The sequence below is a fragment of the Embleya sp. NPDC050154 genome (assembly GCF_044460165.1).
Classification (GTDB): domain Bacteria; phylum Actinomycetota; class Actinomycetes; order Streptomycetales; family Streptomycetaceae; genus Embleya.
The window spans coordinates 1-15557 of the sequence record NZ_JBITJP010000015.1 but is presented as its reverse complement, the minus strand read 5'-3'; the positions used below and the strand labels follow the sequence as shown (position 1 = coordinate 15557).

Annotated in this window: 7 protein-coding genes; 2 read left to right on the top strand and 5 right to left on the bottom strand. The window is 70.8% G+C overall.

Annotated features, from left to right (window positions below; translation table 11 throughout):
- Window positions 1-458: 458 nt before the first annotated feature.
- Window positions 459-2042 (top strand): MBL fold metallo-hydrolase, encoded by a 1584-nt coding sequence (locus ACIBSV_RS28735; RefSeq protein WP_395867998.1) that lies wholly within the window; start codon window positions 459-461, stop codon window positions 2040-2042.
- Window positions 2043-2207: 165 nt separating this feature from the next.
- Here ACIBSV_RS28735 and ACIBSV_RS28730 read toward each other — a convergent pair whose 3' ends face one another.
- From ACIBSV_RS28730 to ACIBSV_RS28710, 5 genes are all read right to left on the bottom strand, one after another.
- Window positions 2208-3248 (bottom strand): hypothetical protein, encoded by a 1041-nt coding sequence (locus ACIBSV_RS28730; RefSeq protein ID WP_395867996.1) that lies wholly within the window; start codon window positions 3246-3248, stop codon window positions 2208-2210.
- On the bottom strand, window positions 3245-4159 hold the full coding sequence (locus ACIBSV_RS28725) for an ABC transporter ATP-binding protein (RefSeq protein ID WP_395867994.1): 915 nt from the start codon (window positions 4157-4159) through the stop codon (window positions 3245-3247). Before ACIBSV_RS28725 ends, ACIBSV_RS28730 begins: the two co-directional genes overlap by 4 nt.
- 4 nt (window positions 4160-4163) lie before the next feature.
- A complete protein-coding gene (locus tag ACIBSV_RS28720) occupies window positions 4164-4589 on the bottom strand; it encodes a GntR family transcriptional regulator (protein ID WP_395867992.1) in 426 nt (141 codons plus the stop codon).
- 187 nt (window positions 4590-4776) lie between these two features.
- Window positions 4777-6711 (bottom strand): ABC transporter ATP-binding protein, encoded by a 1935-nt coding sequence (locus tag ACIBSV_RS28715; RefSeq protein WP_395868429.1) that lies wholly within the window; start codon window positions 6709-6711, stop codon window positions 4777-4779.
- A 17-nt stretch (window positions 6712-6728) separates the two neighbouring features.
- Entirely contained in the window at window positions 6729-7421 is a 693-nt protein-coding gene (locus ACIBSV_RS28710) for an alpha/beta fold hydrolase (RefSeq protein ID WP_395867990.1), read from the bottom strand.
- A gap of 664 nt (window positions 7422-8085) precedes the next feature.
- Between ACIBSV_RS28710 and ACIBSV_RS28705 the strand changes: the two genes are divergently transcribed.
- Window positions 8086-15557 (top strand): amino acid adenylation domain-containing protein (locus ACIBSV_RS28705; RefSeq protein WP_395867988.1); only part of this gene is annotated, 7472 nt, incomplete at its 3' end.

Sequence of the window (15557 nt, the reverse complement as noted above, 5' to 3'; positions counted from 1 at the left end):
CCTTCGGCGGCCGGGCGGAAGTGCTCGGGCATGGGAAGGTGCGTGCTGCGGGAACGGACGAGGGCACGAGCGAGCGCCCCGGCACCCCGGTCCATGGCCACCGGACACTACCGGCGCCGTCACGGGTCGGACAGGCCGACCGGCCGCGGCGGCGGGTACACCGCGGCCCCGGGCGCCCGGCCGGTCCGGGCGTTCAACCGGTGCGCCGCCGCAGTTGAACGCCTGTACGAGGCGGTGTGGTTGTCCGTCCGCCCGGCCGGTCCGAAAATGGCAGCGGCGGTGCCCGCATCACCCTTCTGCCCGGGCGCCTTCGTCCAGGGCCGACGTCGGATGTCCGCCGATGGCGCCGGTCGCGCCGCCGTGAGCGGCGCACGACGCGGCGCACGCACGCCATGGTTGCCTGGTCTGCCCGCCAGGGTCGTCCATTTCCCCGGATCTCCTCGAAGCGGAGTGCCCAGATGACGGATACACCTGTTTTCCTGCGCTCAAAGGTCATCGTCGAACCACTCGTGGACAGGTTCTACGCCTGGCTGCACACGGTGGCGCCGATCCAGGCGGCGATGAACCTGGCCTACCTCCAGGTGCCGATGCTGGAGTCGTACGTGCAATCGCCCCAGGTGCACATCGCCGCCAGTGACAACCCGGCGCTGCGCGGCGGCTACTTCGTCAACATCGGCGCGGAACGCTCCGCCGAGGTCGCGGAGTTGTTGGAGACGATCAAGCGGGAACGGGCGGACATGCTGCGCCTGGCCGCGGCGGTGGCCGAGGCGCAGGAGCTGCTGCGGGCCAACGCCACCGGGTTCGACCTGACCCCGCTGTACCCCAAACTCCCGCCCGAGCTGGGCGGCCTGGTCGAGTTGGCCTACGACACCGACAACCAGGCCTCGGTGCGCTTCATCGAGCCGCTGGCCTACGCGAGCGAGGCGTACGTCGAATCCCGGCAGTCGGTGCAGCTCTCGCTGGAGCCGGGCACCGAACGGCCGTTCATCCTGAGCACGCCCCGGCTGCCCGGACCTGACGTGCTGGAACTGCCCATCCCCTTCCGGCATTCCGGTCTCGAGGAGTTGTTCCGGGCCCGCACCACGGCGAGCACGCTCGGCCGACTGCGCGAGGCGCTCGAACTCGACGACGCCCAGGCCGTGCAACTGGGCACGCTGCTCAGCGACCGGCCCAGTCTGTCCGAGGATCGGCACATCGAGGCGGGCGGCCGGATCCGCTACTTCGGGCACGCGTGCCTGGTGCTGCAGACCCCCGAAGCGGCCATCGTGACCGACCCGTTCATCAGCGCGGACAGCTCCGCCGGCGACCGGTACACGTTGGACGACCTGCCGGACCGGATCGACCTGGCGCTGATCACCCACGGTCACCAGGACCACATCGTGCTGGAGACGCTGCTGCAACTGCGCGGTCGGGTCGGGGCGATCGTGGTCCCGCGCCCCTCGCGCGGCAACCTCGAGGATCCCTCCATGGCGCTGATGTTGCGGCACATGGGCTTTCCCGTGATCGAGGTCGACGACTTCGAGGAGGTGCCGTTCCCGGGCGGCAAGGTGGTCGCCACGCCGTTCCTGGGCGAGCACTGCGACCTGGATATTCGCGGCAAGTCGACGTACTGGGTGGAGTTGGCCGGACGCACCGCGTACGTGGGCGCGGACTCCTCCGGGATCGACCCGCAGCTCTACCGGCACGTGCGCAACCACCTGGGCACCGCGCACTACGCGTTCCTGGGCATGGAGTGCGACGGCGCGCCGCTGACCTGGCTCTACCAGGCGCTGCTGACCAAGCCGGTGACCCGCAAGATGAGCAAGTCCCGCAAGTTGTCCGGCTCGAACGCGGAGCAGGCCGCCGCGATCATGACCGAGCTGGGGGCGAACGAGGCGTACGTCTACGCCATGGGCGAGGAGAGCTGGCTGGGTCACGTGATGGCCACCACTTACAACGAGGACACCTACCAGCTCAAGCAGGTGGACGAGTTCCTGACCTGGTGCGCCGACCACGGGATCAAGGCCGGGCACCTGTTCGGGCAGCAGGAGTGGCGCTGGTGACGTCCCGGCGTGCCGGCCGGCGCCCGCGTGCGCGGGAGTCCTGACCCGGCGCCGACCCGCACACACGATCGGCCGACCGCGTCCCACGCGGTCGGCCGATCGTGTGTGCGGGGCAGGGAACGGGGGCGGTGGCCGGCACGATCGGACCGGCCATCGGGTACCGGCTCAGGTGAGGTTGCGGGGAATGCGCCAGAGCGCGAAGCCCGCGAGCAGCAGCGCGCCGCCGAGGAAGATCGCGGTCTCGGCCCACTGGAAGGTCCAGTACCGGCCGGCGGGCTGGTACTTCACGTCGAAGTGCAGGTTCTGCGCGGCCAGGCACTCGCCGGACTCGGCCAACCCGGACTTCGCGGGCTCCAGGCAGCTCTGCACTTCGGGGCCGGTGGTGGCGGGTTTGCCGTCGGCGGTGCGGATCTTGGTGGATCCGGTCAGCACCCACGCGCCGGGCATGCGGTAGTCCTCGATGCGCAGCGTCGCGCCGGTGGAGACCCGTTCGTCCGGTCCGCCGGCGTCGCCGTCCAGGATGAAGCTGCTCACCCGGGGCAGCGTGGTGCCGTTCACCGCGACCGCCGCCTCCTTCGCCGGGAGCATGTGCGGCCGCACGTACGGCATCACCACCTGCACGACGGCGAAGAGCACCAGCGTGACGGCCATGGCCGGCAGCGTGCGGCGGATCAGCAGGCCGATGGTGGTGCCCAGGACGAACGCGAAGACGGCGTAGCCGAGCGGCACGAGGTTGCGCGCGTCGAAGACGAGCGGGGTGAACCGGGTGCCCTGGAGCCGGTCGAAGGGGCGGGCCGCCCAGGTCAGCAGGGCGGAGAAGACTCCGGTGAGGATCAGCGCGGCGACGGTGATCACGGCGAGCTTGACCGCGAGCCAACGCGCACGGGTCACGCTCTGGTTCCAGACGAGTCGGTGGGTGCCGCTCTCCAGCTCGCGGGTGACCAGCGGCGCGCCCCAGAAGGTGCCCAGGACGGCGGGGACGACGATGAGCAGGGCCCCGAGGAGGGTCAGTTGCGCCTTGTAGTCGGATTCGAAGGCGTCCTTTGCGGTGGCGCAGGTGTTCAGCGCCTGGCAGCCGACGATGTGCGCGTCGTAGTCGTCGCGGATGGACAGGCCGAGGAAGACCAGGTAGATCGCCAGCACGGCCAGCGCGCCGAGCGCGATCAGGGCCTGGGTGCGAAATTGTCGCCAGGTGAGCCAGATCATCGTGGGGCCTCCGAGGTCTGGATCCGGGTGCGCGGCGCGGGCAGGCCCGCGGCGCTGTCGGCGGCCTGGGTCATGTAGGCCAGGACCATGTCCTCCAGGTCCACATGCTCGGCGGCACTGACATGGTGCGGCACCGAGCCGGAGGTCCGCACCACCAAGGTGCTTTGGCGGGCGGTGTGTTCGGCGGTGACCACGTCGATCGCCGCGGGCAGCGCGTCGAGTTCGCCGCGTGCTCCGGTCAAGCGGTAGTGGCTGGCCAGCAGTTCGTCCACCTCCCCGGCGAGTTGCACGCGCCCGGCGGCGAGCACGATCAGGTAGTCGCTGACCCGCTCCAGGTCGGAGAGCAGGTGCGAGGAGAGGATGATGCTCACGTCGATCTCGACCACGACCTCCATCAGGTTCTGGAGGAACGCGCGGCGCGCGAGCGGGTCGAGGGCGGCCACCGGTTCGTCGAAGATCAGCAACTCGGGGCGTTTGGCCGCGGCGATGGTGAGCGCGAGTTGGGCGCGCTGGCCGCCGGAGAGGCGGCCGGCCTTCTGTGCCGGGTCCAGGCCGAGTTGGCGGATCCGCTCCTCGGCCAGCCGCCGATCCCAGCGCGGGTTCAGCCGCGCCCCCATGCGCAGGTGGTCGGCGATCGTCAGGCCCGGGTAGACCGGGGTGTCCTGCGCGACGAAACCGACCCGGGCTAACTGGTCGGCGCTCGCGGCGGGTCGGTTGCCGAGCACGCTGATGGTGCCCGCGGTCGGGGCGATCAGGCCGCAGGTCAGACCCAGCAGCGTCGATTTGCCGGCCCCGTTGGGGCCGACCAGGCCGATGATGCGTCCGGAGGGCACACTCAGCGTGCAGTCGGCCAGGGCGTCGTGCCGGCCGTAGCGCTTGCCGAGTCCCTCGGTTTCCAGAACCGGAGTCATTGCCTCACCTTTCTGGTGTTCGCACGTTTTCCGTATGGGCTGCTTCGGTGGACCGCAGCGTGGTCCGGAAGGTGGTCATGAGCAGAGCCTCGATGCTGTCCGTGGTCAGGCCCGCTTCCTGGGCCCGGTCCAACCAGCTCCGCAACTCCTCGCGCAGGCTCTCGTGTGCCGCCAGCGAGCCGTCGGTGAGAGTGCGGGTGACGAAGGTGCCCACGCCCGGCCTGGGCGAGACCAGGCCCTCGTGTTCGAGCTCGCGATAGGCCTTGAGCACGGTGTTGGGGTTGATCGCGAGCTTGGAGACGACCTCCTTGACCGTCGGCAGTTGGTCGTCGACCGACAACATGCCCAGACGCAGGGCCTGTCGGACCTGATGGACCAACTGCAGGTACGGGGATACACCGGAGCGGGTGTCCAAATGGAAGTCGATCATGGTCACTCCGCTTTAACTAGGATGCTAGCACTTTAGTCTACTGTGTGTGGCGTGGCGCACACGGATTCGAACACGATCGCCCACCGGCGAAACGACGAAACGGCCGGGGTACGCCGCGACATCGCGGCGTACCCCGGCCGTTCCCGGGCGGACCGGGGCGGTGGGACGGGGGAGAGGGGCGTAGCGGTCAGGCCGGTCCCGGCGCGGAGGTCTCCGGGAGCAGGTCCGGATCCGGGACGTCCTTCCGCTCGGCGAACTGCGTGCGGTACAAGTCGGCGTAGATCCCGCCGGCCGCCAACAGGCCGTGGTGCGTGCCGCGTTCCACGATCCGACCCGCGTCCACCACCAGGATCTGGTCGGCGTCGCGGATCGTGGACAGGCGGTGCGCGATCACCAGCGAGGTCCGGCCCTTGAGCGCGGTCTCCAACGCCTGCTGGATCGCCGCCTCGGACTCCGAATCCAGGTGCGCGGTCGCCTCGTCCAGCACCACGATCGGCGGCGACTTCAGCAACAGCCGCGCCAGCGCCACCCGTTGCTTCTCGCCGCCGGAGAGCCGGTGGCCGCGGTCACCGACCACGGTGTCCAGGCCCTCGGGCAACGCGTCGATCACCTCCTGGATCCGGGCCGCCTCGCACGCGGCGACCACCTCGGCCTCGGTCGCCTCCGGGCGGGCATACAGCAGGTTCGCCCGGATCGTGTCGTGGAACAGGTGCGCGTCCTGGGTGACCACGCCGATCGTGTCCCGAAGCGAGGTCAGGGTCAGCTCGCGCAGGTCGTGCCCGCCCACCCGGACCGCGCCACGAACCGGGTCGTACAGCCGCGGCACCAGATTGGTGATCGTGGTCTTGCCCGCGCCCGAGGAGCCGACCAGCGCGGTCATCCCGCCCTGCGGCACGGTGAAGCTCAACTCCCGTAACGTCCAGTCGTCCTGCGCCGACTCCCGCACCCGCGCGCCGGTGCTCTCCAACGAGGCCAACGAGACCTCCTCGGCGCTCGGATAGCGAAACCACACGTCGTCGAACTCCAGATCCAGGCCCGACGTGCCGTTGTCGCCTGCCGCGGGCAGGTCGTGCGCCCGCGGGTGCTCCACGATCAGCGGTTGCAGGTCCAACACCTCGAAGACCCGGTCGAAGCTCACCAGCGCGGTCATGAAACTCGCCTGAATACTGGAGAGTTGATTGATCGGCCCGTACAACCGCAACAACAGCGCGACCATCGCCACCAGCGCGCCGATCTCCAGGGTGCCGTCGATGGCCAGCCGCCCGCCGAACCCGTAGACCAGCGCGGTGGTCAGCGCGGTCAACAACGTCGCCAGGATGAAGAACAGCCGCGCGTACACGTTGGAGACCACCGCGATGTCCCGCACCCGGGCCGCCCGCCGCGCGAACGCGTCGGACTCCTCCACCGGGCGGCCGTACAGCTTGACCAGCATCGCGCCCGAGACGTTGAAGCGCTCGTTCATCATCGAGCCCATCTCGGCGTCGAGTTGCATCTCCTCCCGGGCCAGTCGTTGCATGGCCCGACCGAAGTACCGCGCGGGCACCAGGAAGATCGGGATCAGCACCAGCGCGGCCAGGGTGATCTGCCACGAGAGGTAGAACATCGCGGCCAGCACCAGTCCGACCGTCAGGAACGTGGACACCGCCTGCGTCAACAACGTCGTCACCGCCTGCTGCGCACCGATGATGTCGGTGTTCAACCGGCTGACCAGGGACCCGGTCTGGGTGCGGGTGAAGAACGCCAACGGCTGCCGCTGTACGTGCGTGAACACCTCGGTGCGCAGCTCGTAGACCAACCCCTCGCCCACCCGCCCGGAGAACCACGCCTGGCAGTAGATCGCGCCCGCGTCCACCACGGCCAACACCGCGATGGTCACGGACAACCACACCACGACGGAGAAGTCACCCGGCCGGATGCCGTCGTCGATGACCGTCTTCAACATCAACGGACTCGCGGCCATGATGACCGCGTCCACGATCGTCGCCACCAGCGCCAACACCACCCAGTGGCGATGGCGGCCCGCGTACGGGAGCACGCGCCGGACCGTGCCCGGCGAGACCCGCTGCCGGGTGATCGAATCGTCCAGGCGCAGCGTCGGCCCCATGCCCGGGGCGGCCATCATGCTCACGGAACTTCCTCTCAGTACTTTTCGAGGAACTCGACGATCACCGAGTTGACCTCCTCGGGACGTTCCAGGTGGCCCAGATGGCCCGCGTGGGGGATCGTGACCAGGTCGCAGTCCGGGATGGCGTCGGCCACCTCTGCGGCCAGATGCACGGGCGAGATCAGATCGTCGGCGAACGCCACCACCCGACACGGCACGGTGATCCGGCCCAACTCCGCACGCCGATCCACGTCCAGGTCCACCCAGGCCTGGCCACCGGTGGAATCCGCGTCGCCGGACAACTCGAAGATCTCCAGCCACGTCGCGGCCGAGTCGTCGTCGTTCAACGTGGTCGGCGACAACATCTGGATCGCCGTGTTCAACGCGCGATAGGCGGGCGGCAGGCGGACACCGTCCTGATCCACCGCCCGTTCCGCGAGGGTCTGCGCCCGCCGGATGGCGTCCGAACGGGCCCGCGTGGCGATGAGCACCGCACTGCGCACCGACTCCGGGTGGTGCAGCGCGAGTTCCTGTGCGATCAAAGCACCCAGGGAAAGCCCGACCAGGCGACAGGGAGCCAGATCCAACGCGTCGATCAGACCTTTGGTATCGGCCACCATGTCCTCGAGCGAATATTTCCCCGGCGGAGCATCCGAGGGCGCGATTCCCCGATTGTCGAAGACGACCGTCTCGAATCCGGCCCGATGCAGCGCGGGTGTCTGATGCATGGTCCAGACCCGACCCGCGGCGCCCGAACCCATGATGAGAAGAACACTTTCCCCGCGACCCGAGCGCTCGTAGGAAAGACGGATGCCATTGGCGTGCAGGAAAGGCATGGTCGATGAGTTCCATTCGCCGTCGGGAACGGGATGCCGCCCCCGGGCCACGCCGGCCCGAGCGTCCGCGCCCCGACCGTAGCGGGCGCCGAGGCGACCGGCTCGCCGCGATCCCGCCGCGATTCACCATGTCATCGGCAGGCCGCCGGGCTCAACGCGACCACCTGGGACGACGCCCGCGAGCGGGGCCCGCGGGTGTTCAACCGTGGCGCCGCCGCAGTTGAACGAGCGGCGCCCAATCCGCCGAACGCCCGCCCCCGATCGGCCGGTTGACATCCCCCGAGCACGCTGATGAGGATGACGGCCGGAAGCGAGGAGAATCCCGAAAAAGCCGCCCCGGCAAGGCCGGACGCCCTCGACCGGAAGGGCGGCAGCGAATCCGGTCGAGTCGGATCCGGCCGAGAATACCGTCGACGCACGGGTGAAACCGACGACGGATTCCCGAATCGGCACACGCCGCGGACCACACTCGTCTCGGCCGGTCATCACGGATCTCTATGGAGAAGTACCGACCTTCTCCCGGTCGCGGCCGCCGACATCACCTGGGGGAGAGCGAATGGCCGCAACCGCGCCTGGGCTTTGGGAACTGACGGCCGGTCAACTGGGCGTATGGTACGCGCACCAGGTGGCGCCGGAGCACACGGTCTACAACGTCGGCGAATACCTGGAAATCCACGGCGACGTGGACGTGGACCTGTTCGTGAGCGCCGTACGCCGCGTGCTCGACCAGGCCGAGACCCACCGGCTTCGCTTTCGCACCCTCGACGGCGCACCCCGCCAATACCCGGACCCGGCGGACGAGCACCCCGTGCGCGTGGTCGACGTCGGCGCCGAAGCCGACCCGCGAGCCGCCGCCGAAAACTGGATGCGCCGCGACCTGGCCCGCAGGCTCGACCCCTGCACCGACCGCCTGTTCACCTCCGTCGTGCTCACCCTGGCGCCCGGCCGGGTGTTGTGGTACCAACGCGCCCACCATCTCGTGATGGACGGCCACGCGGGGTCGCTGATCGCCGACCGGGTCGCCCGCGTCTACACCGCGCTGCTGGCCGGCCGCACCCCCGACGAACCGCCCCTGGAATCGGTCTCGGTGCTGATCGACGCCGACCGCGCCTACCGCGCCTCGGCACACTTCGAACGGGACCGGCGGTACTGGCACGACACGCTCTCGGGCCCCGCCGAGACCTCGTCCCCGGACACCCGGTACGCGCGCAGCCTGCCCAGCGCGCAGACCCGGCACAGCGCCGCGGTCGACCCGCACGACACCACCCGACTCAAGGCCGCCGCGGCCCGGCTGCGCACCAACCTCCCCGCACTGGTCATCGCCGCCGCCGCCGCGCACCAACACCGCGGCACCGGCGCGCGCGACGTGATCCTGGGCATTCCCGTCCTGGGCCGAACCGGGCGTCGCGCACTCGCCATCCCCGGCATGACCTCCAACGTGATGCCGCTGCCACTGCGACTGGACCCGCGAACCACCGTCGGTGAACTCGTCGCACAGACCTCCACCGCCGTGCTCTCCGGCCTGCGCCACCAGCGCTACCGCTACGAGGACATGCTCCGCGACCTCAACAGCGTCGACGGCGCCGCGCTGTGCGGCCTGGTCGTGAACGTGATGAGCTTCGACTACTCGATGCGCTTCGGCGACTGCCCCGCCACCGTCCGCAACCTCTCACACGGCCCGATCGTCGACCGCCAGCTCAACGTCTACGACCGATCCGCCGACACCGGCCTGGACATCGACGTCGACGTCAACCTCGACCTGCACGACCCCGAGACGGCCGGCGACCTCGCCACCCGCTTCCTGCGCGTGCTGCACCGCATCGCCGCCGCCGACCCCGCCGACCCGATCGGCCGGATCGACCTGCTCGACCCGGACGAGCGGCACACGCTCACCACCCGCGGCAACGACACCACCGCCCCGGTACCGGCCCTGACCGCCACCGACATGTTCCGCGCCCGGGTCGAACACACACCGCACGCCCCCGCCGTGCTCTGCGACACCGACCGGATCGACTACGCCGAACTGGACGCCCGCGCGAACCGCCTGGCGGCCCACCTGACCGCACTGGGGGTGGGCCGCGAATCGGTGGTCGCGGTGGTCCTGGACCGAGGCGTCGACCTGATCGTCGCACTGACCGCCGTACTCAAGGCGGGCGCCGCCTACCTGCCCGTCGACCCGCGCCAACCACTCGAACGCCTCGCGTACATGCTCACCGACAGCCGCGCCTCGGTCCTGCTCGGCTCCGACGACCTCCTCGACGACCTCCCCGTCCGCGGCCTGCTCACCGTCGCCCTCGACGACCCCTCGGTCCGCGCCGCGATCGACGCCCGACCCGCCGACCCGATCCCCACCCGCGCCCGGCTCGCCGACCTGGCCTACGTGATCTACACCTCGGGCTCCACCGGACGACCCAAGGGCGTGGCCCTGACCCACGCCGGCATCGCCTCCCTGGTCACCGCCCAGGTCGACCGGCTCGACGTCACCCCGGACAGCCGGATCCTGCAATTCGCCTCCATCGGATTCGACGCCGCGACCTGGGAAATCGTGATGGCGCTATGCACCGGCGCGGCCCTGGTGGTCGCCCCGGCCAAGGAACTGCTCCCCGGCGGCGGCCTCGCCGACGTGATCACCCGACACCGCGTCACCCACGCCACGCTGCCCCCGGCGGTGCTCCCCGTCCTCGACCCCCGAGAGCTGACCTGCCTGCGCACCCTGGTCTCCGCCGGCGAGGCCCTCGGCCGCGAACAGGCGAGCCGATGGGCACCCGGCCGACGCATGATCAACGCCTACGGGCCGACCGAGACCACCGTCTGCGCGACCATGTCCCGGCCCCTGCGCCCGGACACCGACCCCGACATCGGCACGCCGATCACCAACTCCCGGGTGTACGTCCTCGACCACTGCCTCGCGCCGGTCCCGATCGGGGTCACCGGCGAGCTCTACGTCGCCGGCGCCGGCCTGGCCCGGGGCTACCTGCGCCGCCCGGGGCTGACCGCCGAACGCTTCGTCGCCGACCCGTTCCGGGCCGGCGGGCGGATGTACCGCACCGGAGACCGGGTGCGCCGGACCCCCGACGGGCAACTCGCCTTCGCCGGGCGGGTCGACGAACAGATCAAGATCAGAGGCTTCCGAATCGAGCCCGCCGAGATCGAGGCGGCACTGCGGACCCACCCCCTCGTCGGCCAGGCCGTGGTGATCGCCCGGGAGAGCGAATCCGGCGACCGGCGACTGCTGGGCTACGTGGTCGGCCCGGAGTCCTCGGGCGAGGCCCACGGCGGCGCCGTCGACACGGTCGCCGGCCTCGATGTGTGGGGTGACGGCGCCACGGCCGAGGCACTGCGCCGGTACCTGGTCGAACGGCTGCCGGAGTACATGGTGCCCACGGCGATCGTGCCGCTGCCCGCGTTCCCGCTGACCGTCAGCGGCAAGATCGACCGAAGCGCGCTGCCCGACCCGCGCCGGCACACGGCCGTCGACAGGTCGACCACCCCGGAAGAGGACATCCTCCGCGGGATCTTCGCCGACGTCCTGGACCTGGCGGCGGTGGGACCGGACGCCAACTTCTTCGAACTCGGCGGCCACTCACTGCTCGCCGCCCGACTGATCTCCCGCGTCCGCGCACTGCTGGGCGTCGACCTGGAGATGCGCGAGCTGTTCCGCACCCCCACCCCCGCCGGCCTCGCCGCCCACCTGTCCGGCGCGATCACCGGCTCGACCCGGAACCGGCCCGTGCTCGCCGCGCGGCCTCGCCCCGGCCGGATCCCGCTGTCCTTCGCACAACAACGACTGTGGTTCCTGGCCCAGTTGGAAGGGCGCGGCACCACCTACAACGCACCGATCATCCTGCGGCTGTCCGGAGATCCGGACCCGGCGGCGCTGTCCGCCGCGCTGCGCGACGTGCTGGAGCGGCACGAGGTGCTGCGCACGGTGCTTCCGGCCGAGGACGGCCGTCCGTACCAGCGGATCCTGCCGACGGACGAGGTGGGGTGGAGCCTGTCGACGATTCACCTCCCGGAGGACGAGCTTCCCTCGGCCGTACAACGCGCGGCGACGCACGCGTTCGACCTCGCGGTGGAACCCCCGTTTCGAGCCTGGCTGTTCGCGGGCGATGGCGAGACTCCCGACGCCGGAGCCGAGGCCCGGACCGGTTCCGATTCCGGTCCCGCCTCCACCCTCGGACTCGGCGCGTACGTGCTGGTCGTGGTGGTGCACCACATCGCCGCCGACGGCTGGTCGATGGGACCGCTCGGCCGCGACATCTCGACCGCGTACACGGCCCGGCGGGCGAACCGGGCGCCGAACTGGGCGCCGTTGCCGGTGCAGTACGCGGACTACGCGCTGTGGCAGCGGGAGTTCCTCGGCTCGGAGGACGATCCGGACAGCCCGATCCGGGCCCAGATCGACCACTGGCGCACGGCCCTGGCCGGCGCCCCCGAGGAGTTGGCCCTGCCCGCCGACCGCACCCGGCCCGCCGTGGCCGGCCATCTCGGGCACAGCGTCCCGCTCGACGTGCCCGCGGACCTGCACCGCGCGCTGGTGGAACTGGCCCGGGCCGAGGGCGTGACCGTCTACATGGTGCTCCAGGCGGCCCTGGCCCTGCTGCTGTCCCGTCTGGGCGCCGGTACGGACATCCCGATCGGCTCGGCGGTCGCCGGCCGTACCGACGAGACGCTGGACCCCCTGATCGGTTGCTTCGTCAACACGCTCGTCGTGCGCACCGACCTCACCGGCGACCCCGAATTCACCGAACTGCTGGCCCGGGTCCGACGCACCACCCTGGGCGCCTTCGCCCACCAGGACGTGCCCTTCGAGCGACTCGTCGAAGAACTCGCCCCCACCCGGTCCACGGCCCGACACCCGCTCTTCCAGGTCGTGCTGACGATGCAGGAAAGCGTCGAAACGGTTCTGGAACTGCCCGACGTCACCGTCGAGTTGTTGCCGGAAGAACGCCCCGGGGTGAAGTTCGACCTCGACGTCATGGTGGCCGAGACCTTCGACGAGCAGGCCCAACCCGCCGGACTCACCGGGTCGGTGACCGCCGCCGTCGACCTGTTCGACGCGGATTCGGCCCGTACCATCGCGGAGCGCTGGGTCCGGGTGCTGCGCGCGGTGACCGAAACCCCCGACATCCGGGCCGGCCGGGTGAACCTGCTCGACCAGGCCGAGCGGACCCGCGTGCTGGCCGAGTGGAACGACACCACGCTCCACGTCCCGCACCACACCATCGCGCAACTCTTCCGCGCCCAGGCGGCACGTACCCCCGGCGCCCCGGCGGTGACCTGCGGCGAAACGCACACCTCGTACGCCGAACTGCGCGAGCACGCCGACCGGGTGGCCCGATACCTGCTCGGATCCGGCGTCGGACCGGAGTCGGTGGTGGGCCTGTGCCTGCCCCAGGGCCTCGCGATGACCTCGGCGATCCTGGGCGTATGGCAGGCCGGCGCCGCGTACGTCCCGATCGACGCCCGCCAACCGGTGGACCGGATCGCCTTCCTGCTCACGGACAGCCGGGCCGTGCTGCTGATCGCCACCGAAGAGGTCCTGGACGACCTCCCGGCAGGCAAGGTGCGCATGGTCTCGATGGACGACCTGCCCACCGGCCCGGGCACGGCGGACCCCGTACCGGATCCGGTGCTCGATCCGGCCGGACTGGCCTACGTGATCTACACGTCCGGTTCGACCGGCACACCCAAGGGCGTCGCGGTCACCCACGGTGCGCTGGCCAACTACGTGACCTCGGTGCCCGCGCGCATCGGCCTCGGCACACCGGGAGCCCGCTACGCGCTGCTGCAGTCCCAGGTCACCGACCTGGGCAATACGACCGTGTTCACCTCCCTGGTCAGCGGCGGCCACCTGCACATCCTCGACGCCGACACCGTGCTCGACCCCCAAGCCGTGACCGACTACCTGGCCGAACACCGGATCGACCACGTCAAGGCCGTACCCTCCCACCTGGCCGCGCTCGCCGAACGCGGCGGCCCGGCCGCCGTACTGCCCGCCCGCACCCTGATCCTGGGTGGTGAGGCGGCCCCGGCGCCGTGGGTACGCGACCTGCTGCACGCGGCCGGCGACCGCGCCGTGTTCAACCACTACGGGCCGACCGAGACCACTATCGGCGTCACCACCACCCGGCTGACCGCCGAGATGGTCGAGCACGGCGTGGTCCCGATCGGCACCCCCATCGGCAACACCCGGGCCTACGTCCTCGACGACGCCCTGAACCCGGTGCCGATCGGGGTGACCGGCGAACTCCACATCGCCGGCGCCGGCCTCGCGCGCGGCTACACGAACCGACCCGGGCTGACCGGTGAGCGCTTCGTGGCCTGCCCGTTCGGCACGGGTGAGCGCATGTACCGCACCGGCGACCGAGCCCGTTGGACCCCGGACGGACGACTCGCCTTCGCGGGTCGGGCCGACGACCAGGTCAAGATCAGAGGCTTCCGGATCGAACCCGCCGAGATCCGGGCCACCATCCTCACCCACCCCCTGGTCGCCCAGGCCGCGGTGATCGCCCGCGAGGACGCACCGGGCGGCCCCCGTCTGATCGCCTACCTCGTTCTCGACGCGAACCGCGACGACGAGGAACCGGTCGACACGGTACGGGCGTTCCTGGCCCGACGGCTGCCCGAGCAGATGCTTCCCTCGGCCCTGGTCGTCCTGGACGCACTGCCCCTCACCGGCAACGGCAAGCTCGACCGCGACGCGCTGCCTGCGCCGGAACCCGGTGCCGCCGAATCGACCGGACGCGGGCCCGCCAACCCGCGGGAGGAAATCCTGTGCGGCGTCTTCGCCGACATCCTCGGCCTGGACGCGGTGGGCGTGGACGACAACTTCTTCGAACTGGGCGGCCACTCGCTCCTGGCCACCCGACTCATCTCCCGGGCCCGCTCCGCGCTGGGCGTGGAACTCGAGGTCCGAGCCCTGTTCGAGACACCGACCCCGGCGGGCCTCGCCACCGCGCTCGCCGCCGCCGATCCGGCCCGAACGGCCCTGGCCGCCCGGAGCCGCCCGGAGCGCATCCCGCTCTCCTACGCCCAGCAACGGCTGTGGTTCCTCGACCAGTTGGACGGCCCCGACCCGACCTACAACATCCCGGTGGTCGCCCGCCTGACGGGCGACCCGGACCGTACGGCCCTGCGCGCGGCGCTGCGTGACGTGATCGCCCGGCACGAGGTGCTGCGCACCGTGTTCACCGTCGTGGACGGCGAGCCGTACCAGGAGATTCCGGGCTCCGACGAGGTCGCATGGCAGCCGACCTTCGTCGACGTCGCGGCGGACGACGTGGCGGCCGAGGTGGCCCGAATGGCGACGTGCACCTTCGACCTGACGACCGAGCCGCCGATCCGGGTGTGGCTGCTGTCCGTGAACGCCCGCGAACACGTCCTGGTGGTGGTGCTCCACCACATCGCGGGAGACGGCTGGTCCTGGGGACCCCTGGGCCGGGACATCGCGCTGGCCTACGCGGACCGACGCGCGGGACGGGCGCCCGAGTGGGCGGCGCCGTTGCCGGCCCAGTACGCCGACTACGCGCTGTGGCAGCGGGAGTTGCTCGGCACGGCCGACAATCCGGACAGTGTGCTTGCGCGACAGGTGGGTTTCTGGCGCGAGGCACTGGCGGGCGTCCCGGAGGAGCTCGGTCTGCCGGTCGACCGCCCGCGTCCGGCGGTGGCGAGCCGCGCCGGCCACAGCGTCCCGGTCGAGGTTTCGAGCGAACTACACGGCCGATTGGTCGAGTTGGCGCGGTCCGAAGGCGTCACGGTGTTCATGGTGCTTCAGGCGGCGTTGGCGGTGTTGTTGTCGCGGTTGGGTGCCGGGACGGATATCCCGATCGGGTCGGCCGTGGCGGGGAGGACGGACGAAGGGCTGGACGAGCTGGTTGGGTGTTTCGTCAACACGCTCGTGTTGCGCACCGACCTGTCCGGCGATCCGGCCTTCCGGGAGGTGCTGGGTCGGGTTCGGGAGACGGGCCTGGCGGCGTTCGGGAATCAGGATGTGCCGTTCGAGCGGTTGGTGGAGGAGTTGGCGCC

Bases quoted from the DNA above. Each gene is read 5' to 3' on its own strand.
- ACIBSV_RS28715 (WP_395868429.1), bottom strand. From the start codon at position 6,711: ATGATGGCCGCCCCGGGCATGGGGCCGACGCTGCGCCTGGACGATTCG.
- ACIBSV_RS28735 (WP_395867998.1), top strand. From the start codon at position 459: ATGACGGATACACCTGTTTTCCTGCGCTCAAAGGTCATCGTCGAACCA.
- ACIBSV_RS28725 (WP_395867994.1), bottom strand. From the start codon at position 4,159: ATGACTCCGGTTCTGGAAACCGAGGGACTCGGCAAGCGCTACGGCCGG.
- ACIBSV_RS28710 (WP_395867990.1), bottom strand. From the start codon at position 7,421: ATGCATCAGACACCCGCGCTGCATCGGGCCGGATTCGAGACGGTCGTC.
- ACIBSV_RS28730 (WP_395867996.1), bottom strand. From the start codon at position 3,248: ATGATCTGGCTCACCTGGCGACAATTTCGCACCCAGGCCCTGATCGCG.
- ACIBSV_RS28720 (WP_395867992.1), bottom strand. From the start codon at position 4,589: ATGATCGACTTCCATTTGGACACCCGCTCCGGTGTATCCCCGTACCTG.